General features: G+C 76.8%; 2 protein-coding genes. Both read left to right on the top strand.

All coding sequences use genetic code 11. The features are described 5' to 3' along the window. A partial coding sequence (locus AB0O00_RS33830; RefSeq protein WP_363658379.1) for an MFS transporter occupies positions 1-1,215 on the top strand: 1,215 nt, incomplete at its 5' end. A gap of 717 nt (positions 1,216-1,932) precedes the next feature. Further along, positions 1,933-2,916, top strand: a complete 984-nt coding sequence (locus AB0O00_RS33835) for an Lrp/AsnC family transcriptional regulator (RefSeq protein WP_363658381.1) — start codon at positions 1,933-1,935, stop codon at positions 2,914-2,916. The last annotated feature ends 195 nt before the right edge of the window (positions 2,917-3,111 follow it).

The raw sequence follows: 3,111 nt of genomic DNA on the forward strand, positions 1-3,111 counted from the left end.
GGGCGGCGGCGGGTGTTCCGCGTCGGGGTGGCCGGCTTCCTGCTCGCCTCCCTGGCCTGCGCCGCCGCACCCACCCTCGGCGCGCTGATCGCCTTCCGTGCCGTCCAGGGCGCGGCAGCCGCGCTGATCGTGCCGCAGACCATCGGGCTCATCAAGGCGATGTTCCGCGGCGACGACACGGCCAGGGCACTCGGCAGCATCGGCCCGGTGATGGGCCTGGCGGCCGTGTGCGGTCCGGTCCTGGGCGGGGTGCTCACGCACGCCGACCTGTTCGGGTCCTCGTGGCGGGCGGTCTTCCTGGTCAACGTCCCGCTCTCGCTCGCCGTCCTCGCGCTCGCCCCGCTCCTCGCCGAGGACCGCGCACCGCGGCGCCCCGGCCTCGACCCCGCGGGCACCGCACTCGCCGTACTCGCGACCGCCCTGCTCGTCCTCCCGCTGCTGCGCTCCGGCAGCGGACTGACGGATGCCTCGTCGCTCGCCTCACTCGCCGCCGGCTGCGCGATCGCGGTGGCCTTCGCGGCCCACCAGCGCCGTGGCGCGCGGAGCGGGCGCGGCACCCTCGTCGAGACCAGCCTCTTCGGGTCCGCCCGGTTCCCGGCCGCGCTGGTGTGCTCCGCCCTCTTCTTCGGGGTCGGCACCGGGCTCACCCTCGTCGTCGTCCTCCAGCTCCAAGTCGCCTCCGGAGCCGACGCGTTGACCGCCGGGCTAACGCTCCTGCCCTGCTCGGCCGGGATGGCGGCGGCGTCCTGGTGCGCCGGCGCGTACCTGGTCCACCGGTACGGGTCGCGGGTGCGCGACGCCGGGCTCGCGGTCCTGGCGGCGGGCATCCTGGCGACGGCCGGGGCGTTCGGCGCGAGCAGCCACCGGGTGCTGCTGCCGTGCGCGCTCGCGGTCGTCGGCATCGGGCAGGGCCTGTTCACACCTTCGTTCTTCTCCGCCGCCCTGCAGCCGCTCCGCCCGCAGGAGATCGGCTCCGCCGCCGGACTCCTCAACGCCGTCCAACAACTAGGCACCACCGTAGGCGTCGCCGCACTCGGCCGGATCTACCTCACGTCGGCGGACACCGACGGGGCGCAGCGCGCCTGTTGGGCGGGTCTGGCTGCGCTGGCGGTGGTTGCGGCGGTCGGCCGGGCGATGCGCGCGGGCAGCGCGCCAGCAGCGGAGGTCGCGCCGCAACCAGCCGCCGAAACCGTGGAAGCCACGCACGCCCGATGAGCTCGACCACGCACTCGTCCCCACCTCACGGACCAACAGCCGGACGGGCGCTGCGCACGGGCAACCGCCCGACCCGGCCCCCACCGAGGACGTGGGGCGACGCGGGCGGGCGACAGCCAAGGCGCGGACGGGGCACGGGCGATGGGCGGGCGACGGCCAAGGCACGCCCGCAGACCCGACCCCGGCAGAACCCGGACCCGCGCCAACCCACGTCATGACAGCCCCAAAGGCCATGCGCACAGGCGACGGCGCGGGGAGCGGCCGGCCGACGCGGGGAGCGGGCGAAGGCGGTCACCAGCGCCGGCCAAGGCGCGCCCGCGGCAGAGCCCAGGCCGGCACCGCAACCAACCCTCGCTCCGGCCCGCATCCCGGCGGACCGGCGGGCCATGCGCACGGGCGAAGCCCGGGGGGGCGCAACCGACGCCGGCGCGCGCGAATACGGCCACGGGCAAAGCGAGCACGGCCGACGATCCGGGGGCCGGCCGACGCGGGCGCGGGCGGCGGCCAAGGTACGCCGCGGGCCCGACTCCGGCGGAGTCCGGACCCGTGCCGGCTCGCGTCGTGGCGGACCGGCGGGACACGCGTCCGGGCCACGAGCCGGGGACGGCCGTCGGGGCCGGGGCCTGGCAGGCGGGGTGCGGCGCTGACGGCACCTGACCGACCGGCAGAATCGGGGCCTCGACCCCGTAGCGGATGTCGAGAACCTGGGAGTCACGCATGCTCGATGAGCTCGACCGCGCACTCGTCCACGCTCTGCGGATCGACGGCCGTGCCCCGTTCAGCCGTGTCGCCGCCGTGCTCGGCGTCTCGCCGCAGACCGTCGCCCGCCGTTACCGGCGGCTGCGGGCCGAGGCGGGCTTGCGGGTCGTCGGTCTCGCCGATCCGTGGCGGGCCGGCCGTACGCAGTGGTTGCTGCGCCTCACCGCCGGTCCGCACGCCGCGCAGAGCGTTGCCCGGGCCCTGGTGCGGCGCGGTGACACGGCCTGGGTGCACCTCACCTCGGGCGGCACCGAGATCGCCGCGACCGTCGAGACCGCGCCCGGCGACGACGGGCACGCCTTGCTCCTGCGGGACATTCCGCGGACGGCCACCGTCACGGCCGTGTCCGCCCACTGCCTGCTGCACACCTACCGGGGCGGCCCCACCGTCTGGCCGGGCGGGGCCTGCACGCTCAGCGAGGACCAGCAAGCCCGGCTACGGCCGCCAACGCCCGTACTCGCTTCGCCCTCCCCGCCGGGTCTGGACATGGCCGACCGGGCGCTGCTCACCGCGCTCCACCACGACGGCCGTGCCGCCCTCGGCGACCTCGCGGCCGCCACCGGCCGCACCCCCGCGACGGTCGCCCGCCGCCTCGCCGAACTCCGGGCCGACGGCAGCGTCTTCCTCGACGTCGAGCTGGCCCCCCGCCTGCTCGGCGCCGGCATGCAGGCGCTCCTCTGGATGACCGTCGCGCCCTCCGAGCTGGACGGCGTCGCCCGCGCGCTCGCCGGCCACCACGAACTCGCCTTCGTCGCCGCCACGACCGGCCGCACCAACCTCGCCGCCACCGCCCTGTGCGCCGACCCGGCCGACCTGCACCGCTACCTCACCCGTCGCCTCGCCGCGATCCCGGGCATCACCGCCCTGGAGTCCGCGCCCGTCCTGCAGACCCTCAAGTCCTCGGGCCCGATCCCGCCGCCGCCCACCCGGGGCCCGCACTGACGCCCCGGGTCATGGCCCGCCGTGCCGCACGGGCGGTTACGATCGCCCCTATGCCTCCGCAGGACCGCCCCTCTCACGCCGAGCCGGTGCCCGGGCACCCCCGACGGGGACAGCTGCGGTGTGGTAGCGCACCCTCGGCAAGCCAGCCAGCCAGCCAGCCAGCCAGCCAGCCAGCCAGCCAGCCAGCCAGCCAGC

The sequence above is a fragment of the Kitasatospora sp. NPDC093558 genome (assembly GCF_040683475.1).
Lineage (GTDB): Bacteria > Actinomycetota > Actinomycetes > Streptomycetales > Streptomycetaceae > Kitasatospora.